This is a genomic window from Winogradskyella sp., from assembly GCF_028282165.1.
Taxonomy (GTDB): Bacteria; Bacteroidota; Bacteroidia; order Flavobacteriales; family Flavobacteriaceae; genus Winogradskyella.
In genome coordinates, this window is sequence record NZ_JANQIM010000046.1 from 1 (window position 1) to 20147 (window position 20147).

General features: G+C 36.7%; 34 protein-coding genes. All 34 read left to right on the forward strand.

What is annotated here, in order from left to right; translation table 11 throughout:
- Positions 1 to 1732, forward strand: a 1732-nt coding sequence (locus tag Q0972_RS17045) for a hypothetical protein (RefSeq protein ID WP_299368296.1), incomplete at its 5' end; no start/stop codon positions are given.
- 26 nt (positions 1733 to 1758) lie between these two features.
- Positions 1759 to 1968 (forward strand): hypothetical protein, encoded by a 210-nt coding sequence (locus Q0972_RS17050; RefSeq protein WP_299368299.1) that lies wholly within the window; start codon positions 1759 to 1761, stop codon positions 1966 to 1968.
- Between the two features lie 50 nt (positions 1969 to 2018).
- On the forward strand, positions 2019 to 2534 hold the full coding sequence (locus Q0972_RS17055) for a hypothetical protein (protein WP_299368302.1): 516 nt from the start codon (positions 2019 to 2021) through the stop codon (positions 2532 to 2534).
- A 121-nt stretch (positions 2535 to 2655) separates the two neighbouring features.
- Positions 2656 to 3375 (forward strand): hypothetical protein, encoded by a 720-nt coding sequence (locus Q0972_RS17060; RefSeq protein ID WP_299368305.1) that lies wholly within the window; start codon positions 2656 to 2658, stop codon positions 3373 to 3375.
- Positions 3376 to 3461: 86 nt separating this feature from the next.
- The gene (locus Q0972_RS17065) at positions 3462 to 4388 is read left to right on the forward strand and encodes a hypothetical protein (RefSeq protein WP_299368308.1); all 927 of its coding nucleotides are present in this window, start codon (positions 3462 to 3464) and stop codon (positions 4386 to 4388) included.
- Positions 4372 to 5307, forward strand: coding sequence for a hypothetical protein (locus tag Q0972_RS17070; protein ID WP_299368311.1), 936 nt, complete (start codon positions 4372 to 4374; stop codon positions 5305 to 5307). The genes Q0972_RS17065 and Q0972_RS17070 overlap by 17 nt, the downstream gene beginning before the upstream one ends.
- The gene (locus Q0972_RS17075; RefSeq protein WP_299368314.1) at positions 5300 to 5578 is read left to right on the forward strand and encodes a hypothetical protein; all 279 of its coding nucleotides are present in this window, start codon (positions 5300 to 5302) and stop codon (positions 5576 to 5578) included. The genes Q0972_RS17070 and Q0972_RS17075 overlap by 8 nt, the downstream gene beginning before the upstream one ends.
- A complete protein-coding gene (locus Q0972_RS17080) occupies positions 5575 to 5745 on the forward strand; it encodes a hypothetical protein (RefSeq protein ID WP_299368317.1) in 171 nt (56 codons plus the stop codon). The genes Q0972_RS17075 and Q0972_RS17080 overlap by 4 nt, the downstream gene beginning before the upstream one ends.
- 11 nt (positions 5746 to 5756) lie before the next feature.
- On the forward strand, positions 5757 to 6467 hold the full coding sequence (locus Q0972_RS17085; protein WP_299368320.1) for a hypothetical protein: 711 nt from the start codon (positions 5757 to 5759) through the stop codon (positions 6465 to 6467).
- Position 6468: 1 nt separating this feature from the next.
- The gene (locus tag Q0972_RS17090; RefSeq protein ID WP_299368323.1) at positions 6469 to 6978 is read left to right on the forward strand and encodes a hypothetical protein; all 510 of its coding nucleotides are present in this window, start codon (positions 6469 to 6471) and stop codon (positions 6976 to 6978) included.
- Between the two features lie 5 nt (positions 6979 to 6983).
- Positions 6984 to 7559, forward strand: a complete 576-nt coding sequence (locus Q0972_RS17095) for a peptidoglycan recognition family protein (protein ID WP_299368326.1) — start codon at positions 6984 to 6986, stop codon at positions 7557 to 7559.
- 3 nt (positions 7560 to 7562) lie between these two features.
- Positions 7563 to 8090 (forward strand): hypothetical protein, encoded by a 528-nt coding sequence (locus Q0972_RS17100; protein ID WP_299368329.1) that lies wholly within the window; start codon positions 7563 to 7565, stop codon positions 8088 to 8090.
- A gap of 27 nt (positions 8091 to 8117) precedes the next feature.
- Positions 8118 to 8441, forward strand: a complete 324-nt coding sequence (locus Q0972_RS17105) for a hypothetical protein (RefSeq protein WP_299368332.1) — start codon at positions 8118 to 8120, stop codon at positions 8439 to 8441.
- 409 nt (positions 8442 to 8850) lie between these two features.
- Positions 8851 to 9117, forward strand: coding sequence for a hypothetical protein (locus Q0972_RS17110; protein WP_299368335.1), 267 nt, complete (start codon positions 8851 to 8853; stop codon positions 9115 to 9117).
- Positions 9118 to 9148: 31 nt separating this feature from the next.
- Complete coding sequence (locus Q0972_RS17115; RefSeq protein ID WP_299368338.1) at positions 9149 to 9463, forward strand: hypothetical protein; 315 nt, start codon at positions 9149 to 9151, stop codon at positions 9461 to 9463.
- Positions 9464 to 9482: 19 nt separating this feature from the next.
- Positions 9483 to 10040, forward strand: a complete 558-nt coding sequence (locus Q0972_RS17120; RefSeq protein WP_299368341.1) for a hypothetical protein — start codon at positions 9483 to 9485, stop codon at positions 10038 to 10040.
- 97 nt (positions 10041 to 10137) lie between these two features.
- Positions 10138 to 10347 carry a hypothetical protein gene (locus Q0972_RS17125; RefSeq protein ID WP_299368344.1) on the forward strand — a complete coding sequence of 70 codons (210 nt, stop codon included), beginning with the start codon at positions 10138 to 10140 and terminating at the stop codon, positions 10345 to 10347.
- An 80-nt stretch (positions 10348 to 10427) separates the two neighbouring features.
- On the forward strand, positions 10428 to 10853 hold the full coding sequence (locus Q0972_RS17130; protein ID WP_299368347.1) for a hypothetical protein: 426 nt from the start codon (positions 10428 to 10430) through the stop codon (positions 10851 to 10853).
- A gap of 40 nt (positions 10854 to 10893) precedes the next feature.
- Positions 10894 to 11334 (forward strand): hypothetical protein, encoded by a 441-nt coding sequence (locus Q0972_RS17135; protein WP_299368350.1) that lies wholly within the window; start codon positions 10894 to 10896, stop codon positions 11332 to 11334.
- Between the two features lie 136 nt (positions 11335 to 11470).
- A complete protein-coding gene (locus Q0972_RS17140) occupies positions 11471 to 12031 on the forward strand; it encodes a hypothetical protein (RefSeq protein ID WP_299368352.1) in 561 nt (186 codons plus the stop codon).
- A gap of 277 nt (positions 12032 to 12308) precedes the next feature.
- Positions 12309 to 13757, forward strand: a complete 1449-nt coding sequence (locus tag Q0972_RS17145) for a hypothetical protein (protein ID WP_299368355.1) — start codon at positions 12309 to 12311, stop codon at positions 13755 to 13757.
- Between the two features lie 2 nt (positions 13758 to 13759).
- Complete coding sequence (locus tag Q0972_RS17150) at positions 13760 to 14167, forward strand: hypothetical protein (RefSeq protein WP_299368358.1); 408 nt, start codon at positions 13760 to 13762, stop codon at positions 14165 to 14167.
- The gene (locus Q0972_RS17155; protein ID WP_299368361.1) at positions 14164 to 14535 is read left to right on the forward strand and encodes a hypothetical protein; all 372 of its coding nucleotides are present in this window, start codon (positions 14164 to 14166) and stop codon (positions 14533 to 14535) included. The genes Q0972_RS17150 and Q0972_RS17155 overlap by 4 nt, the downstream gene beginning before the upstream one ends.
- A 54-nt stretch (positions 14536 to 14589) precedes the next feature.
- Positions 14590 to 15732, forward strand: a complete 1143-nt coding sequence (locus Q0972_RS17160) for a hypothetical protein (RefSeq protein WP_299368364.1) — start codon at positions 14590 to 14592, stop codon at positions 15730 to 15732.
- A gap of 119 nt (positions 15733 to 15851) precedes the next feature.
- On the forward strand, positions 15852 to 16085 hold the full coding sequence (locus Q0972_RS17165) for a hypothetical protein (RefSeq protein WP_299368367.1): 234 nt from the start codon (positions 15852 to 15854) through the stop codon (positions 16083 to 16085).
- Complete coding sequence (locus Q0972_RS17170) at positions 16072 to 16245, forward strand: hypothetical protein (protein WP_299368370.1); 174 nt, start codon at positions 16072 to 16074, stop codon at positions 16243 to 16245. The genes Q0972_RS17165 and Q0972_RS17170 overlap by 14 nt, the downstream gene beginning before the upstream one ends.
- Positions 16246 to 16256: 11 nt before the next feature.
- Positions 16257 to 16925, forward strand: coding sequence for a hypothetical protein (locus tag Q0972_RS17175; protein WP_299368372.1), 669 nt, complete (start codon positions 16257 to 16259; stop codon positions 16923 to 16925).
- The gene (locus Q0972_RS17180; protein ID WP_299368375.1) at positions 16918 to 17352 is read left to right on the forward strand and encodes a hypothetical protein; all 435 of its coding nucleotides are present in this window, start codon (positions 16918 to 16920) and stop codon (positions 17350 to 17352) included. The genes Q0972_RS17175 and Q0972_RS17180 overlap by 8 nt, the downstream gene beginning before the upstream one ends.
- A 2-nt stretch (positions 17353 to 17354) precedes the next feature.
- Positions 17355 to 17798, forward strand: a complete 444-nt coding sequence (locus Q0972_RS17185) for a hypothetical protein (RefSeq protein WP_299368378.1) — start codon at positions 17355 to 17357, stop codon at positions 17796 to 17798.
- 24 nt (positions 17799 to 17822) lie between these two features.
- The gene (locus tag Q0972_RS17190) at positions 17823 to 18305 is read left to right on the forward strand and encodes a hypothetical protein (protein ID WP_299368381.1); all 483 of its coding nucleotides are present in this window, start codon (positions 17823 to 17825) and stop codon (positions 18303 to 18305) included.
- The gene (locus Q0972_RS17195; protein ID WP_299368384.1) at positions 18277 to 18726 is read left to right on the forward strand and encodes a hypothetical protein; all 450 of its coding nucleotides are present in this window, start codon (positions 18277 to 18279) and stop codon (positions 18724 to 18726) included. Before Q0972_RS17190 ends, Q0972_RS17195 begins: the two co-directional genes overlap by 29 nt.
- 257 nt (positions 18727 to 18983) lie before the next feature.
- Complete coding sequence (locus Q0972_RS17200) at positions 18984 to 19211, forward strand: hypothetical protein (protein ID WP_299368387.1); 228 nt, start codon at positions 18984 to 18986, stop codon at positions 19209 to 19211.
- 56 nt (positions 19212 to 19267) lie between these two features.
- Positions 19268 to 19771, forward strand: a complete 504-nt coding sequence (locus tag Q0972_RS17205; protein ID WP_299368390.1) for a hypothetical protein — start codon at positions 19268 to 19270, stop codon at positions 19769 to 19771.
- Positions 19768 to 20147 (forward strand): hypothetical protein (locus tag Q0972_RS17210; RefSeq protein WP_299368393.1); only part of this gene is annotated, 380 nt, incomplete at its 3' end. The genes Q0972_RS17205 and Q0972_RS17210, both read left to right, overlap by 4 nt.

Here is a 20147-nt window from a genome sequence, read left to right on the forward strand (position 1 = left end):
GAGTAAAACAATTTTTATCAATCATATACTGCAGTGTTGGGGCATGGATTACATTATCCGCTTTACAGCGCCCGACAGTGGAGATTACAAGCACGTGTACACCGTGGCGATTGTCAACGGTGAAGAAGTCCCAGTAGATAGCGTGTATTATTTATTTGGCTACGAAGAATCTTATTATAAAAAGAAAGATTACGACATGACTAAAATTTCGATGATCAGAGGATTGAAAGGCTATCATAATGTTGGCACGGCAGATGACCCTTCTATGGAAGAGTTAACAGAAATGGCCGCGGAAATCTCAGCCGATAAAATGGAAGAGATCCAGCAAAAAAAGCAGTTTGTTGATCCAATGGATCCGATCAATTACGGCATGATGACGGAAGGTCAAGCGCTTTTAAATCTTTTGGTGCATAAATTGAAAGTGTTAGGCATCATGCAAGACAATATGAGCATGGCCGATCGAGGTATTGGCTTGGTTCGTAGCGCACTAAAAAGTGGCCAAATGCCAACGGGCGTCATCAGTGACGAGTTGCAGCCGATTATGCAGCGCGTAAAAGACTATTTGTCGATGAGTAATCCTGCTACTGGCCACGGCATTAGAGGTGCAAAGCTGGATTTTTTAAAATTTAAAGCCGATCAAGCTGAGGCGCAAGCTTGCCTACGCAATAAAAATGGCGCTGGGAAAATGACACAATCTCAATTAGAAGCAATTGGATCCATGTCTATTTCCGAATGCATGGCCGCTACGCAGTGGTTTTACGAGCAATCAGGCGATGGTAGTACGGCTAATCCGTGGGTATACTCTCCACCGCCGTTAGGATCCCAGGCCTGCTTCACGAATTTTGTTCCCCTTTGGAATCAACCACAATTTGCCGAAAAGATATTTTTCCGCTATGGCCGTGATACAGATTTTCGCACAGGTTGGGATCAGGGTAAAAATGATTTTGTTACCATCCTGACAGGCTTTGTATCGCAGTATCCAAATGCCATGCAAGACGTTGGCGGCTTTAACTATATTTTTGCTAATCAATCGGTATACGACGCCTGTATAGAAGAGTTGGATCAAAAAATGCCGACCCTTTCTAATTGGCTTAATGATCTATACCGCGCTGATAATACTCGTCCAGACGGCACGGTAGGTAGTGGGCTGTACTATTCCTTTATTCCTTTTGTTAGTAGTATATCTGGGCCTGTAACGCTCAACGATTTTCCCCCAATTGTGCAAACTAAAATGGTGATGCAGCAGCAGTACATTGGTTCTTGTGTGAACTTTACCTCTATATCCGAAAACATTGTCATGGATCTTTGTGAGACGGGATTTATGTTTGATACGGGAGCTGTGACACCTGGAGAGTTTTTAGCCGCTCAATTAGGCGAGTTTAACCCATCATTAAGAGGTTTGCCTGTTGCCGTTATTTTAGCAATTATTGCTGCGGTATCTTCTGCTGTAGCAGTTATACCAAGTATTATAGCTGCGGCCAATGGAAATGCTTCTGACATCGACAGCGCTGCCGCAGACACCTCTAATTTCAAAACGCAAGACGATAGCACGTTACCTGACGAATTTGACTTCTTGAAAAGAAGAGACAATGGCGGCGGTGGCGGCGGTGGTGGTGGAAACAACAACGAAGATGAAAGCGGATCCAACAACGGACTTTTAATCGCTATAGCAATAGCCGCTGCGTATGCCGCTACCAGAAACCAAGGCAAAAAGAAGAAGAAAAATAAATAATTCATTGTAATAAACTCCTTTAGAATATGAAAAATGTAAGTGGAACTAAACGAAAAACAACCAAATATCAACGCTTTGTAAAAGCGGCTACTAAGGTTTGTAAGAATCCATCAAAGACTAACAAAGATCGGTTGAAAAAAGCCGAAAAAGCATACAAAGACGATGCTAAAACCAAAGGGAAAACATCAACGGAAATTAATCGTACTGTTTCCCGTGTAAAAAAATGCGACTTATAGCCTAACGGCTTTATTATAAATATTTTATTAACCTCATAACATTGAATATTATGTCAAGATGTGCATGTAGTAAAAAACGTAGTTTGGACTATGGTATGGGCAAAATTGGCGAAAAAGAGATGAAAATTATTGGGGGTTCCGTTGCAGGCTATATGGGAACGGCGTACCTCGATACATTTTTAACTATTGACGCTGATGGAAATGCTAAAGAAGGTATGCTGGCCGAAAATCCTAACTATCGTCACGCTGCGTATGTAGGTGGCGGTTTAGCTGCCATTTATTATAGTGGTGATCCTATGGTAGTTGGTGCAGGTACTGGTGCTATTATTTACGGCGCTAAAGAATTTATCCGCGGAATGTACCCAACGTGGGGCATTAACGGAACTGCTGGAAGACGCGGCGGTATGGGCGATCATAAATATATCGCTCGCAGCGGGCAAAAAAGAGGCATGGCCGATAGAAAATATATTGCCAAAGCCAAGCATCGTAAAATAGACTTTACTAAGAAACCTCAGACTATGCAGCCAAGAAAAGAAAAAGTCATGGTGCATAATGTCATGATGTAGTAAAGGTCTTTTTTGCTAATCAAATTTTTTCTAAATCTTATTTTAAAAACTAATAATTGTTATAACGATGGAACAGCAATTAATTAATTATACGAACTGCCCGCCAGAGTATGCTATTTATGTGCGCACAAAAATTAAAGCAGCCTTGCAGCGCTGGTTGAATATTAACAACCCTAATGCGAATATTGATGATTACGATTTTGAATTAGAAATCGTTCGAAAATATCAGCAAATCGAAGATGGAAAGGTAAACTTCACCTTTGATTTGATCAATAAAAGCGGCAAAAATGTTGGAGGAAACTCTGAGCGCATTATCAATGATAATGATATTTATTTGCCAATTGGTTATGCCCTTGGTTGGATTAACACGCCATTGGCTCCAGGTGAGGCGCCTGGATCTGGAAATTACCAAAAAATTGAAAACCAAGTGCCGTATTATTTTCCAAATGCTTTAGTATTTAATGCGACGGATCCTGCACAGGTGGATCAATACCAAGCTTTGAATAGCGTGTATTATGGAACGATGACTATTAGCGCGGGTAATGATCAGTTAGTGTCTAACTTCCCACTTTGCGAAATGCTTAAAATCCCTCGTTTTTCTTCTATTCCATTTTATTTTAACTACCCATACACGCTAAGAGAGTATGCGGAGTTAACAGAGTATCCTGTATTGAATGGAGCGGAAGAGTTGCAAGTAGATTTTAATGTTCCTGCAGCGGATACTGTATTAGCTGGTGGCGATCCTGCTACGACCAGAGTATTTGCGGAGTTTAAAATGCTTGGATTTAAAGTAAAACGTTTGGCTGCGCCATTTACCGAATTAAACGCCAAGCGCGTCTAATTTGCATAAAGATCTTATTCCATAAATTTCGTTAGCCGGGAGGCGTCTGTCTGTGCCTTTCGGCTTTTTTTTAACCTTTCCAAATTATGCATCAATTGAAAGCTTATCAGCATGCTGTGCATGGCGTTAATACCAAAACGATTACCATTCCAACAAATGCCGACCAAAGAAAATACAACTTAGGTGATTTTCAGAATGATAATTTTGGAAAAGGCTCTAAGGTAATTGGTATATCTGCGCGCTATAACTCTATTGGACTAGCAGGCGATAACATTCGATCTATCCAAGACAGACCTTTGTTTAATTTAGCAGAGGTTTCTCAAATGTATTTGTCTTTGATGGATTATTCTGTTGAGCGTTATTTTATTCTGCAAAACAGAAATCTGTATTATCAAAGTAGATTATACCTGGGCAATCCTTCCGCGCAAGGAGATATCTTTTTTTCGCCTTGTGAGGTAAATTGGAATGAATCCGTTGTAACCATTGGAGACAATGTAACAGTAGATGGTACCAGAGACATTGAATTGACAGTTTATTTTACGACTACTTGTGGCCGCCCAGCTTCGCCCACTTTGGTATTAGACAATGGCATTGATTACAATGCTCTGCGCAAAAAAACCATTGAGGTAAAAACGTCCGCGGAAATCATTGAATACCAACTAGGAAATGGTAGTAATCCACTGACTAATAAAAACAGATTAGTCGGCTTAGCCTATAACTTTATCAATCCTGCTTTTACCTCTAAAGGTAGACGCGTAGTAAGCCTAGATACGTTTTTAGGCGCTTCGTTTTTAACCTTGAATGTTGACAATCGCTTATTGACTAATCGCATACCGCTTGGCGATGTGCAGTTTTTCAATCGATGGTCTTACCCTTATTTTCCAATTGAACCCACTTGGGCAAAAGATTTTGATTGGTCGGAGTGCAAAATATTTGTAAGTGATAAAACGCTTCCTCAAGACAATTTTTCTTATCTAATTGATTTATTCTACGATTATGGACCAGACTGCTAGAGAACAAAAAGAAAGAGAAAAATTAAACCATTTTTTTCAAACCAATCGAAAAGGTGTTAGAGCTAACCAGCCGAATTATTGGAGAATGTATAAAGCAACCTCTATATCATCGACTGCCAGTAAGTTAACGCCTATTTTGTTTGAAAATTCGGACATTGAAGAAATGGACGAAAGTATAGAGTATTTAATGGCCTCCATGAAATCAGCAGACCATATTAAATATTTTATTATTCGCCTAAAAAAAGATTCGAATGATAAAGGGTTTTGCATCAATTGTATGAATCCTTATTACGATGAATCGACTTACTCTTCTAAAATGGCGGGTATTGGTAGTTTGGGTAATATGAATGCTAGTAATAATATTATGATGGCCATGATTGGGATGATGCAAAGTGCTAATAATGCTAACATGGCACAAATGAAAGAGCATTCTGAAAATAATGTGGCATTGATGATGAAGCAAAATGATTTGCGCATGGAAATGCTCGAAGAAAAGCTGCTGAATCAACAAAAGCTAAAAGATTTAAAAGAAGAAAATGCCGCTTTAAAAGGTCAAATTGAAAATAAAGGTGGTTTGTTTGGCCAAATATGGGGAGAGGTTGGCCCTGATGTTATGGATATGTTCAAGTATTCTATTTCTGGCCAAAAAAATGCTCGTGATTTAGGCTATAAAGAAAAAGGCAATCAAGAAGAGGAAGAACCAGGTGGCGAGCAACCAAAAGATGAAGAGGCAGAAAGAAAGCTCGACTTTGCTATGGAGCTGCTGGATAATAATCTAGAAATGCCAGAAGACTGGATTTTGAAAATTGCCATGATTATCGACAATTCCAGCGATGAAGAGGCAAAAATGCTTTTGTCTTTAGTAGAATCAAAGTATACAAAAGTCAAAGAGGAAAAACAAGCAGCGCAAAATGGGTAAAGAAAGAAAATCACGCACATACTCCAGAACCGTACGGAGTAATCAACTAGAATCTTTCGATGTAGAAGAAGGAACGCAGATTATTCTAAAAAATAGAGGCGATGTCATAGAGTATCGACTAGGAGGGGAATTTGTAGATTTACTTCCAGGTGAAGTGGAGGATTTAGGCTACTATACCGCACCAATAGATACTAAGGTTGAGTTTCAATATCCTGAAACTTCTACCAATATTAATGTAAAAATTATCATAACAAAATTATTACCAAAATGAAAAACAAAGGACTGTGGGCACTAGCCGTCGGTATTGGTTTTTTGGCCTTAACAAAGCCAAAACCAAAAGGTAAAAGAAACCCTAAAGTTTGGGCAGATGTGGAAGTAACCATCGATGAAACGCCCGACTTAACCCCAGAGGATCCCAACAATACTATAGTGCCTTAAAAAAAATACTAATGGAAAATCAAATTACTGTAAATGCTCAGGAGGAAAGACCTAATTACCCTGTTCGTAAAGATTGGGTAAAGCGCTTTTATCAGTACCGATCACAAAATGATTTTGTCACTTCCGCGCAAATGATTTGGACAGATTGGACAGCTGGTGATAATCCTTTTTTTGAGCTACTTCCAAACGTCGATGCTTTGATATTTTCCCTAGCAACGTACGTTCCAGACAGAAATTTAAATTTTCCAAATTTAGGCAACACGAATTATTCTCAAAACATGCGCTGGAACAGCACTCCAGTATACGACACAACTTATAATTGGTGGAACAGCATTCCGCCTTGGACATGTGCAGACTGGAAAGAGTGGCATAGGCAATTAGAAATGCACTTTGAAGACACGTATAAAGCCAATGCAATATGGGAGGCCGCTTATGAAAGTGACGACAATAAGTGTTTGACCATTTGGCTGGTGTCTTCTTGTCCAAGCGGCCTGCACTGCCGATCGGATTGTGATTTTGTAGAATACTTTGCTTCTAAAGATATTCAGATTGGTAACTTTTTCACCAATACCACTTGCGATATCACCAATATCGCAACTAATATTGTAGAAACGGTAGAGCAAACCTCTGAAAATGCCAAATCTATTGTGCCTTTAACGGCAACCGTGTTGTTAGTTGCTGGATCATATCGTTTAGTTAATCAACTTATTAAACAAGAATAAAATGGAAAATGTATTACCATGGCTGGCCGTTGGTGTAGCGGTATGGGCTTTAACCTCTAAAACTACGACAAAAGATAATGTGTTTTTTGTTCCTGGTATTGGAGACGTTCCAGAATCGCGCTTGCCAGAGCTGGGCTATATTAAATATAATGGTCTTTGGTTTAAAGAAAGTGACTTATTGGCCGCGGCTGCTTCGCAAGGTGTGACCAGTCCAGGTAACATTGATATCAATACACAAGTAGGTGTAGATATATTTTTGGCGCTATTGCAAGCTGGAACCAGTTTAGCAACTACTTTGATTAACAACAGTGGTCAGCGAAAAGCTGATTTAGTTGATCAAATTTATGCCAAATACATGGTGCCCGTAAGCAGCACTTACGATGCTTCTTTTCCATACACCGAAAGCCAATTAGAGAAATTTACCATCAAACAACTGGAAGATATTTTGGGCGGTGATTTTACCATATCAGGTATTTACCGAACGCAAAAGTATTGGATGGATAGATTATAAGCATCATGGCTAAAAAGCGCAAAAAAGATCAAAATATATTTCCTTGGGCGGCAGGTATCTTTGTCGCTGGAATGCTTTTGTTTTCTCCAAAGAGATCTCAAGCTAGGGGAAGCGTAGTATATGATGATCGTTACAGCGATTTTTCGTTGGCGCGTAGCACGACAGCTAGTTATGCAACTAGACTTTTATCGGATATTGATAAAATAATCGTGCATCACGCAGGTGTTGAGGGTCAAACAGCAGAAGACTATGCGCGCTATCATGTGAACACCAAAGGAAGACCTGGGATAAGTTATCATCTTGTTATTGAAAAAGACGGCTTGGCTGTTATTGGGAATCCTCTTGAAAATGTGCCTTGGCATACTTCAGGAGAAAATGAAAGATCTATAGGCATTGTACTTAGTGGTAATTTTGACGAGACGCAGCCCACGCCAGCGCAGCTAAGAACATTGGAGCTGGTAATTAGAGATATTAGAAATCAATTACCGCAGCCAATTGAAGTGTACGGCCATCAAGATTTTGCCGCTACTTCTTGTCCAGGGGACAATCTTTATCCTTTATTGAATCAATTTAAACTGTAAATAATGGGTGATTTATTTAAAGTAGGCTTAGGAATTGCTTTTGTTGCTTTTGTCGCTTCCTCAGCAAGCCGATCAAAGAAAAAAGATACGCCTGTTTATCCTGAAGGGGATCCACGTGAATCTTTTTTAGGTATGGACGAATACCCAAGAGGTATTCGAAATAATAATCCTGGTAATATTAAATACTCAGCTAGTAATAATTGGCTTGGAAAAATTCCTTTGAGCGAAAATACCGACGGTACTTTTGAGCAATTTGAAACTTTTGCTTACGGCACTAGAGCGATGTTGTTGCTATTGACTAATTACATCAACTCTGGGCGTGATACGCTCGGTTTAATTGTAGATGATTGGGACTTGGGAAATCCTTCTTATTTGACTTATTTGATTGATGAAACTGGCTTTGCGGCCAATCAACCGTTACAAGCAGATAAAGCCACACTAAAGGCAATTGCTCGACCAATGGTCATTTTTGAAAATGGTATTGATATGCTGACCGATGCACGGTTTGAAACGGCATATGATATGCTATAAGACACTTTTACACAAAACACTATATACATGGGAGCGGTATCTTCTTTATTGGGAGTGCCTATCTTTATTCATGACATTTTAGCTTTTATCGCAGTTTTAGTGCTTATCTATGTAGTAGCTAAAATTAAAATTGATGCTAACTTATTTTCTAAAGAAATCACGAAGGAAAATATTGAAAGGCAAATTTTAGAAAAGCTGCAGCAAGAAAATGCTAAATACATTAGAAAGGTAGAAACTCAACTCTATGAATCTTTAAAAAAGAATCTTCAAAAATCTTTTAATAAGGACTTTGCCCATATTGTCGTGACGGTAAAAAGGTTGATTAATAAAGATGATGAAGAAAAAAATTAGCGTAAAGATGAAAAAACTTAATCGACGTTTATTTATTGTTTTTATTTTGGTTTCTTACTTGATTTTCAACAAGATACAAACATACGAATATTATAATTCCGATGTGGATGTAGTGACTAACAAGCTGTTATCAAAGCAATAATTTCAGAATATAATTTGGAATATTGTTGTTTTTGATTTAATATTGAAGTGCGGAAGAAAACAATAATACATAAACCTTAATAAGGGTATAGGCACTCAAAGTGCAGATAGAATACTGAAAAAGTATTGTTTTTTTCCGCAAAAAAAACTTCTTCTGTCTGTACTTTGAGTGCTTTTTTTTTGCCCTTCTAAAAAAAAAATAATTATGAGGAAGTTTAAAAAATCGCACTGGGCTTTTATAGCGTGCATTATTCTAACAGCTTTTTTTATGTCAGCTTCATTAGTCAATAACAACAATGTGGCAGAAGTTGAGCAAATGCAAGGGTATTACATTTTTGTGGACAGTAAGCCGATTAGTGATTATGAATATTTGGGAACAGTTAAGAGTGCTATTACTTTTTCTGGACAATATCAACCAGTGCGAGATGCATTGCTGAAAAAAGCTAGAAAACAATTTCCAAATGGAGATGGGATAATATTTCATTTTCATAATGGAGGAACCGACAGAGCCGATGTTATTAGGTTTAAAAAATGATTCTGAAAATTTAAACGGACAAAGTTAAGCCATGAAAAAAAAAGAAGTAAAAGAGATAGTGGATAGGCTTCTTAAAATAAGAGACTTAAAGTTGCATGAAACTTTCGAAATTTCATCCAATGAATTATACAATTTTTCAATTACTAGAGTTTTTAGCGGTTTTATGTACAAGTTTGAAAGCTATCTTTTTGATGATAATGGATCTATAGATAAGGTTTCTATTTCAACTTTTTTTGTGTCTTTAAAGGATTTTAGAGAAGATTTTGAAAGTCATCTTCCGTATCACCCTTATATATTAAATGATATGTTAGGAGAAGATGATGCGGCTGAAAATATTTTTGCATAAAAACGAAATTTATAACATTATGATTAAAGTAATTGAAAGCTTAAAACTCCATGAAAACACTGTGATTTCTTCTGACGACTTTCACCATTTTACTATTACTCGAATTATAAATGGATTCATGTATAAATATGAAAGTTACCTTCTGGATGAAAATGGAGGCGTAGATGATTTTACTACTTCAACTTTTAAAGTGTCTTTAGATGACTTTGAAGCAGAATTAAACAGATTACAGGAATCTAGCAAGGCAAATGACAATTATTTTCTTTTGCCAAATGGATTATACGCCAAGGAAGATGATCTAGAAAAGTTTGGATACAAAAAAGAATTAGAAGGAATTTATGTATTGCAAGATGGATATGAAATTCCCACAGGACCTATTAAAGCTTCTGACATTTCCGATAATTTACATTATCAGTACAATCAGGTTGCTAAATTGTGGAACGCTCAAGATTCTTCTAAAAACAAAATTTTGCTTAAAAATTCAATAAAAGCACTAAGGGATGACATAATGGACACGTGCGCATACTTAGAAAATTATCCAAAAGAATCTGCTAAAAATTTTATCCCTATAAGGTAGCTTTATACATCTGTATTGTTAATATGTTTTTGCAATGCAATTGTAATGTTTTGAATAACAAATATATAATATTTTTCATAATATAAATTATAGGAAAATGGGAGTCGTAACTAATAAAAGCAATAGACCTATTTATGTAGAAAAATTAAAGACAGAAGTTGCTAGACTTTACACTAAAATAGATTCTTTAAAAAAGAAAAATATACCTGAAAATTCATTAGCTGCTCTTTCTATAGAAATGGAGATAAAACTTATTGATTCAAAAATTGAAATCCTTTTGGATTACATAAGCCAGTTGAATGAATAGAGAATAATATTTTGCCATACAGTTGAGCGCTCAGCTGTATAACAAAATAAAATATTATGGATAACAAGAAAACGAAATTTATGAAAATTGAACTATTAAAAAAGGAAACAGTAGATGTAAAATACTTTGAAATAGAAGCAGGTGTTCGTTATTGGGAAGATGCAACAGTAAATGGTTCTTTAGATCATAATGGAGATTTAATTCCTTGCAGAAAAGGAGATTATTGGTGTCCATTTATAGATATAGATAAAGGGAAAATTTTGAATTGGGAAAAAGGAAAAACAGCTAAAATTCATTACAAAGTTTGTGACGATGGTAATTACAAGCTTTTGGATGAAAATAAAAAAATAATTCTTAATAATGATGGTTACGTCCCTGATGCATTAGCACCTAATGATGAATCTTTTGGTGATTACATCATCTTACAAATTGATAGAAACGGATTAATTAAAGATTGGGATCCAAATTTTGAAGATTTAATTAAAAGGGAATTTATTTTCTCATAATTACGATTTAGATAATTCTAATTAAACCAAAACGAAATTTATGAAAAAGCCATTAGATTATGCATTGTCTAATTATGGACATAAAGTTGATGAAGACCCTTTATGGATGGACTATTATAAAGCTAATCCTAAATGCCATATAGATGATAAAGTTATTGATTGGTCGGCAGTATTTATGTGTTGGTGTTTAGACTCAGCAAATTTTAAACGGCCTTATTTTTTTTCTTCTGCAGCATTTGTTCCTTACTCGTCGCAGCTAATTAATGAATTGGATACTGGACATATTTTTATTATGTCTATTGATGAAGATTCAAAAAATAACTTAAAAGCAAGTAAGGGTTGTTCTGTGGGATTTGTTATTGGGATGCATCCGAGAGGAAAAGGATATTATGTTTTAAAATTAAATCAAGAAAATACAGTTGATTTGATGCTGGTCAATACAATGGATATTTTTTGTTCTACAGTTCCTGCTCAAAGATGATACTCTACCGCATTCTATTTCCATACCGAAGCCTATGTGAAAAATTAAAGGTTGACTATGACAAAGAAGGCTTAATAATCGAAATACTTTGGTGGTATGGACTGGATAAGATTATAGCACATTTACTGCATATACTATGAGCGAAGAAAATAAAGTACAATACATACACAGTGGCTTAAAAACCATGCGAATCACTTCAATGGATGAAAAGCCATATTTCATTTTAAACATAAAAACGAAAACTATGAAAAAGACATTTGTAGAAATTAGAGAAGACGTCAATGTGCCTGACTCTCCTTTGGATCCAAAAGGCGAAGAAAAGGTCATTGGCGGCCAATTAATTGAGCATGAAGACGGCTCTAAAGAAATTGTCGTGGCCATCACAGAATATGGTAATAAAACCATCAGAGTATTAGAGGCAACAGATGATTTTTTAGATCGCTTTGTTCCAGCGGTAACCAATGTATTAACTAGGCTACAAGATTTCTTTGGAGATATATTCAACAACCTTCCTACATTCATCGAAATAGAAGGCGTTAAATTTCGATTAACGCAGCAGCCTGCCAAAAGAAAGCAAACCGATTTGATTTTTTACATGAATGACGGGGGAAGAAAGTTATTTACATGCGCCGCTCCAACCATGTTCAGAGCAAAAGGATTGCTCCACGATTTACTAGACGAAAAAGGTTATTTATAAAATTTTAAAAGTGTGAGTGTTGTGTGTGTGTGCCCTTGGTGTCGTTGTTTGCGATAATTTCAGCGGCACCTTTTTGACGACACGGGATGGGATTAAGGCACTTTAGCCGGAAATAGTAGAAGATCTTGTCAACTTCTACTGCCTTGGGCGGTTCGACTCCGCCCCCCGCGGCAAGGACTGCAAAAGCAGCGGCTTACCCAGGAGCTCAATATCTGGGATACAAAAAAAAGGTCAAACGATGCACGCTCAACCTTTACCCTTATAAACACATAAGCATATGAATAATACTAAAATAGCTCATGCTACAACAAATATAAGCTTTTATGATGTAATAGACAAGCAGGCATCGATTAAGAATGCTAAATTAAAGCTGACAGATTACAAAATAAAGTGGCTTAAAAAGCATAAATCAGGTGGCGTTACCTCCACGACCTTTGATGTTTTTTTTGCGCTACTCTCCTGCGTAGCTCCTACGATGGAAGATATGAAGAAAAACCAGCCAAAGGTGTACGAAAAAGCTTGGAAGGAAGGGAAGTTTTTTGCCTTTGTCTACAACGATACCCTAGCTACAAAGATCAATAACTTAAAAGAAGATTGTTTTAAGGTGTGCAGGCTCAGTACCAAGACCATCTATAACCATATTAAAAGGCTTATAGAAGCGGGTGTTATCACCGAAAAACTAAATTACAACAAAAGAGGTCAAAAGGGATACGATAATCCCTTACCGGGCGATTTAAACCCCAAAGGAAGGGGGAAAATTCAATTGTTTTTTGACCCAAAAGTGTTAAAATTGAAACCTCAATTTGCCGCTGCCTCCGCACCTAATACGAAAAGTTTACCGCAATATACAACCAGTTGTTTTCAAAAGAATAAGGAACTAGAAACAATAATAGATAATGATCAAGCTGTGGATAAAGTGGCGTTCGCTAACGCTCACAATGTTTCAGATCATGTAATAAACGAGGAACAAGGACGCAAAAAGCCTGTTATTTCCTATTCTGCGAACCGACAATTTGACCGAAAGAAAGATTATTTGGCTTACCAGCTTTTTGAGCTATGCCGCTCGGGAATTTACGCGGGCAAAAAATTCAATGCCACGCTCGAAAATAACGCCCTGGGCTGCATAGATGAGCATTTGGAAAATATCAAACAGTTGGTCCAGGCGTTCAAAGCAGACAAGATCAAATCTTTTCAGCTTCGAGTGGCCTATAAAAACGCGACTGAGCTTGGAAAAGAGCGCATGCTCCGCTCCTACTTAGCCAAGCTGCCAGAAAATACCACTTGCGCCGTGGAAATCCTTGGTCATGCCATTGTCAAGCAGGCCAATCATGCTAAAAAGCATGGCTATATCCATCGACTAGGCTACCCTGTGGACTTTTTAAACTCTAATAACTTTCATCAAGCGATCGAGTACTCGTTTAACGACTGGAAAAAGATCAACAACCGATTTTTTGTCAAAAATCAACGCTACTCCGCTTATTGTGATATCGTCAAAAAGATTTACGGCGCCTACTCTTCCTGCATGAATCAAAGCTTTGAAAGTGTTTCTCTGGCTTATCGCAACAGTCTGGTGCATTTTCAAAAGCTGCAGCGCGCTTTATCCTGCACAACAGACTTGACCAGCTCGAATAAAAAATCGCTGCGAGATCTCTTTTTACAAAAATTCAATGCTTTGTTTAAGCATCTATCCAAAGAAGATAAACAAAGAATCATCAAAACCTTATAGACATGCCATCATTACTAAGAATCAAATTTTCAGACCAGATCAAAGCCAACGCTTTTAAAGGCGGTAAAACGCTTGAAGCGAGCATGAAAAATTTTAATCGCTTGCTTAAAAAGCCCAATTGGGATTGGGCGGTGGTGCATCACAACGGCGAAAAGGTGCATTACTTTCACAGCAGTAAAGGCGCTGCGCCTTTAACTAAAGAAGAGTTCGCCGCTTGCTATACCAGTATTTATGTCGTTTTCACCTACGAGGCGAAAAAAAGAAAAGGCAGCGACAAAGGCGAATCTCATTACGGTGTGCAGGTGCAAGATATTCCAAATTACTTGACCGATGAGGTAGAAAAAATCATTGTCTACCAAAATGGAAAAGTGATTGATACGATTACCCAGGCTAAAATGAGCGCTGGATGAAAAATAAAAGAGCGCATAAGTTTTTTCGAAAAGAAAGTAAAGTTGTTGCCGTCAAGCACGACATTACACTTAGCAGAGGAGATTGGCAGTTGTTGCTCGATACGCTCCTACCCCACTTAGATATCAAAACGACTTTATCCAATGAATTTGAAAACGTGCATTTATGTTGGGTTTACTGTTTGGTTGATATTTTTCAAAAGATTGAAAAAAAATACCAAAAAACAAAGCAAGCCTTTTCTATAAAGTTAACGCCTGCAGAGTTTTACGCATTAAAAGACATTATCGATAATGATCGGGCTAAGGATCCTAAATACATTCCGATGTTCATCTCGATTAAAGATCAAATAACAAAGGCGCTGCTCGACTAAAAACAGCGCCCCATCTATCCAAAGACAGATTAATAAAAAACGAAATTTAAAATTATGGAAAATCAGACTAAAAACCGCCCTATTTCGACTTTTTCCCAAAATCCTTTTGTTGCTGCTAGGCAATTTGTTAACCAAAAGGTGTTCTCCATTCGATTAGACAAAGACATTGACGAGTCGTTTAGGCACAAAACGTTTGCTGAGCGCTTTCGATTTGCCAATATCGCTTTTAAATCACTCGGCTATATTTCTCAATTGGCCAGCTTGGTGACGGCTTTTACCATGCTGAATTATTTGTTTGCTGAAACCAATGTCATTGCCAGACTAGTACTTTCTGTATTTATCGTAGTGGCCATCGAGCTAATCAAGCGATCGAGTGTAGAGGATGTCATGCAAGGCATTTTCCAGTATCAGTACGTAGAGCCTTTTGCAGGTGTGCTTTTTGCCGTAACGGCCGCTGTTAGTATCTACATATCGGTAGAAGGTGCCAAGCTCCTACCCCACCTTATTATTGCGGATCCTGTTTTAACTGCTGTAGTAGAAAAAAGTACTACTGCCGTTGATCAGCAGTACAATCAGCGTATTAGTGATTTAAAGACAGAGCGCGAAACCTACCGAAAAAACAGGCTTTGGAAAGGAAGATTAGCCAGTAAAGACGCTAAAAAGGTGCAGTATTACAACAATTTGATTATTGATTTAGAACGAGAAAAGCAAGAAGCAATCAACGCGGTAATTGATCAAAACAACAAAGCCCACCAGGCTGCCCTAGCGCAATTAGAGCAAGATAAAATAACAGTGGTTGAAAAAAGATCAAATTTATCCACTAAATTTATTATAGTAGCTTGCGTGTTTGAAGTGCTTTTAGTGCTGTGTTGCTTAGGCAATTGGTCGTATAAATCTAATTGCAAAAAAGAAAAGGACGGCATGGCTAGCGCGGATAGCAATGCTAGTAAAAATCCAGCTTCGGTAGCTCAAAAAAGCAGCGATGTCGGTCAGCCAGGACAGGCTAACGCTATTGGATTTAGAAAATACGGGCAACGAGGCACCAACAACGATACAAAAACGGTTAATGTAGAAATTAAATGCACGCGCGTTTGTCCAGAGTGCGGAAAGGGTTTTGTTCATCGATCGCATAACCATACCTACTGCTCGCGTGAGTGCATGCTAAAAGCTAGAGATAAACGACTAAACAAAACATAATTACAGCAGTATTACAGCAGTCAAATCCCCCGTACTGCTTTTTTGCTAACTAACCATAAATAAAGGTGTACTGCAGCAGTAAACCAGTTTACTGCTGCAGTATAAAATCCAAATTAAGTATGAAACGCACACTTAATAATTTTCCTCTATTGCTTACTAAAGAGCACCTGTGTGAAATATTCGGAAAAAGCAGAATGACAGAAGTGTACCGTAAAATTTTAACAGAAAAAGTGATTACTAATGAGCTTGGTTTTTCCTCCATTGAAGAGTTTAAGAAAATCAAGGAATTTACATTGGAGCAATCACAGAATATCAAACAATATTTAAAAACACTAGGGTATGAGTTTAATTGAAATTATCCAAAGTATAGAAGATCTTCTATTTGTCTATGAAAAAGAGTTGAGAGCTATTTTTTTACTAGCATTGACTTTTCTACTAGGCTTTGGATTGGGTTATGAGCTGAATCATAATAACGAACAAGAAGACATTTTAGATAACATTAATAAACCATAAAAAACCATCTTATGAAATTTGAAATAAGCATCAAGGGGCTGACGATTAGCCTAAAAGGGTTGAAATCTATTTTTGGAACTGTTGACCAGTTGGAATTTAAAGCCAATCCTGTTTTTAAAGAGGAGCTGGCCGTGTTCGAAAGATTTGTGGCCATAAAAGACAACAATACTGTTGATCCTGATCTAGCGCATGAATTATCCCATGCACTACAAGTTAGTTTGCCGCATAAAGTGTTAGAACTAGTAGAAGAGAGCAGCCGAAAAGCAAGAGAAAGACACATTCTTTATTCTCAGCAGGAGTTATTGGAGTCAGATGTGTATCATCCAAGTATATACGACAAAGATCGAATGAAAGCTATTTTAAAGATTATGCCTTATATGTCTTTAAACGAGTTGGCGCTTTATGCTGATCAATTTTGTAGATCTCTTGTCAAAGACGGATCAATGCCGACGGAAATAGCAGAAGATATTACTATTGCAGAAATAACACCTGAGTATTTAGATGGTCTTAATAATGCTGCAGTTGGAGGCTTAGCGTATGTTTCTAGAGTTCACCACACCAACAATAAAGAGTATGAATTTATTCGAGCTAGAGCCGAAGAGATCGTACTAGAGTGGCAAGAGTACCAAAAAAGACAAATTTCATTTCAAAACTATGTAAACCCAAATGGCAATGGATAATACGGAACTAGTACTGGACGATTTATTTTATTCTAATTTTGTTTTAGGCAACATAAGAACTAAGATAGTAGATGAAAATTGTAATATATACAAAGGCGATACTATAGATTTACAGTTTCAATACCGAACACTTAAAACTAGAACAGTCCACGATATTAAAATTAAACATGTACAACCTTTAATAATTGACCTTGATTACAATTCAATGATTATAAATGGTATGCTTTTGACCAAAATGGAACAGGATATGGTAGTCATGTTTGAAGGTTTTGAAAGCATGGACGATTTAGTAGAGTCTATCAAAGCTATTTATGCGCCTAATGATATTAGTATGATTAAACTAAAGATTCTCCATTGGCATTTTAAAGATGGATATGATATTCAACCGCATTCTTCACATAAAAGAGGTTATCGAAAACACATTTAGTTATGAATAAAGACTTAAAACAGGCGCTTATAGCCTTATTAAATTCAAATAATCCTGAATTTATCGAAACTGGACTGTTATCTGTATCTCAATTGGGTTATCCAACGCATGAAATAAGTAAGTTGTTTGACCTATCTGAAATAACTATGTCCTATCAAATAGGACATATGTGTGTTAAGTCTTTGTTTAGTCCACATCCAACTTCATCAGTATACATAAGTCTAATAGGAGAAAAAAAGCTTATAAAGCTAAGAATTGTATATTTGAATAGTTTTTTATTTTATAAAAATAAGGGTTTAGTATCATTTAAAGGTAAATCTGATTCTTATTGTATAAAACAAATAAACAGATGGAAAAGAGAGTACATAAGAATAGCCATTGAGAGCTTCTACAAAGATAACGGCATTAAATACCAATCATTTAACAATAAAAAGCAGCTATTATAGCTGCTTTTCTATAAAATATATGAAATGATACTAACAGACGACGAAAAGGATAACGTAAAGCAGTTAATTCAAACTTATGAGTCGAAAAACATTACACTAGCTTTGGATATACTAGCTGCTTACGATTATTCCACTTACGGAATAAGCAAATTGTTTGGTTTTGATCATGTTGATACGCCTGTTCATCAAGATTTTCAAATAGGAAAATATCTTTTTTTCTATTATTTTGATTATGAAGTAACTCCACATGCAGATATAGGCGTTAAAATACCTGGTATAAGTCTTTTACATAACAAAATGATGGTTTTTATTAATGGTATAAACGTTGATAATAATAGGTATTCTGACGTTGAACAAGATAAATACTCTATTAAACAAATATATCTTTGGAAATTGCATTTTTTAAAATACACCATTGAGTATTACTACAGGGACAATAGTATTAAATATCAATCTTTTCCGAGTAAAAAACAGCAAAATGATACTAACAGACGACGAAAAGGATAACGTAAAGCAGTTAATTCAAACTTATGAGTCTAAAAACATTACACTAGCTTTGGATATACTAGCTGCTTACGAATATCCTACACATGAAATAAGCAAATTATTTCATATACATGACTTCTCTAGCCATGACGAAATAGGTAATTTTGTTGTTAAATCTTTATATAATCCTAGTGTTCCAGTATCGGAAATAGGTATTATTAATAAAGATGGAAGACTTTTGAAGTTGAAATCAATTCGTTTGCCTAAATACGTTTCGTCTAAAATGGAATATGTTTCTTTTTTTTATGGAATTGGAGGAGTATATTTTAAAAATAAAGTCAGAAGATGGCAAAGAGAGTATATCCGCATTGCAATTGAATTATATTATAAACATAACGGCATTAAATACCAATCCTTCAACAACAAAAAGCAGCTATTATAGCTGCTTTTTTTATGCCTATCTACTAACAATATACTACTTATTTACTCTCCATTCACTTCCGAATCACCATAAAGTAACCACTGGATCACCATAAATAGACCAAAAAAACACCACCTCACAGGAATCCTACAGGAATCCTACAGGAATCCTACAAGAATCCTACAGGAAAGTGTATAAGTGTCTTTTTTTCTTGTTTTTATAAAATCTATCACCGTCATTAGAATGCAATTTGATTCATTTACCAAAACTTCATTGCAATGAACGGTTTATTAGTAACACTTAATTTTAGAATCGATTCAGCTTCTAATACAGATGTTAATCCAGGAGCGTATAGCTTGAACGATATTTTTGATAAATCTAAAGCTGGTACACCTTGGGCTACTCATGCACTTGGTGCAGTTCAAGGAGTTTCCTCTACGGTTGTAGGAGCATCTCAGTATACTATGGTTACGGCAATTGTAAAAACAATAGCTCCTGACGTGTAAACTAATAGTGAAAGCCAGTCTAACACACGTTAGGTTGGCTTTATCCTCTTACTACTATGGCAAAAATTAAAGCAGGAGATATTGCAATTAGCGGTTTAGCGATTATTGGCGGGTTGTCTCTAGCCAATGAAGCTAAGAATGCTGCTATTCGGGAATTTATCAATAACATTGATTATAGTATTGGTAATCCAAGAGCAACCTTAACACGTATAGGCGATGGTGAGGTAGGCTTGGCATTGCCTGTGACAATTATTAATAACAATTTGTTTCCAATTTACATTGATGGCTTTTACGGAACGGTGACTTATGGCGCCACAAAGCTGGGCCAGGTTGCGATTCCTTATCCTGTAGAATTAAATGTAAGCGAAGCGGTAATATTAGAATTGTCTTTTGTGGTAGATGTTGAAAACGTGGTGCAAGATGTATTTACTAATTTTCAAAATGGCATTTCCTCTTTTTTAAATCCTATTAAGCTGCAAGGAGCTGTAGTAATTTTTGGCTCTACAGTATCAGGCGGGATAAGCATTCCAATAGATACCAATATTCCAATAGCAGTATGACGGTAGATACAAGCAAAATACCACATTCTGATTACATCGAAGAAGTATATCACGAAGATGGTGATACACAAGATATCATCGATGTTGTTTTAGCAGGCGACGCTGAAATAGATCCTTTGTTTTGCGAGTTTGCCCGAGAGTTTGAACCTACCAAGGCTGGTTTAAGAAAACTCTGGCGCTTTGTCCGCTTTCAAGTAGAGTATAAAGAAGATCCTTATGGGATCCAGCAAATTAAATTGCCTGCCGCGCTATGGAAAATAGCTAGGGGGGACTGCAAGAGTAAAACAATTTTTATCAATCATATACTGCAGTGTTGGGGCATGGATTACATTATCCGCTTTACAGCGCCCGACAGTGGAGATTACAAGCACGTGTA